The organism is Pantoea sp. SIMBA_079, from assembly GCF_046940275.1.
GTDB classification, from domain to species: Bacteria; Pseudomonadota; Gammaproteobacteria; order Enterobacterales; family Enterobacteriaceae; genus Pantoea; species Pantoea borealis.
Genome location: NZ_JAWRYR010000085.1, coordinates 1 through 356 on the forward strand (window position 1 = coordinate 1; position 356 = coordinate 356).

Here is a 356-nt window from a genome sequence, read left to right on the forward strand (position 1 = left end):
GTATTCCTTGGCCGAGCTCCAGTGCGCTTCTTCCGATTCGATATGGAAGAAGGTGTTGCCCATCTCGTTGGCGTAGCGCACCGAATCGAAGATGAAGAACTCTGGCTCGGGGCCGAAGAACGCCTGGTCGGCGATGCCGCTGGACTTGAGGAACGCCTCGGCCTGCTTGGCGATGCCGCGCGGATCGCGCTCGTAGGACCGCATCGTCGTCGGGTCGAGGATGTCGCAGGTGATCACCAGCGTCGGATCGGCGGTGAAGGGATCGACGAACGCGGTCGACGGATCCGGCAGCAGCACCATGTCGGAGTTCTGGATGCCCTTCCAGCCGCTGATCGACGAGCCGTCGAACATCTTGC

The 356-nt window shown here is 62.4% G+C and carries 1 protein-coding gene; it reads right to left on the reverse strand.

The features are described from left to right. The coding region (locus SB719_RS19215) for a glutamine synthetase beta-grasp domain-containing protein (RefSeq protein WP_412159611.1) at positions 1-356 on the reverse strand (356 nt) is incomplete at both ends.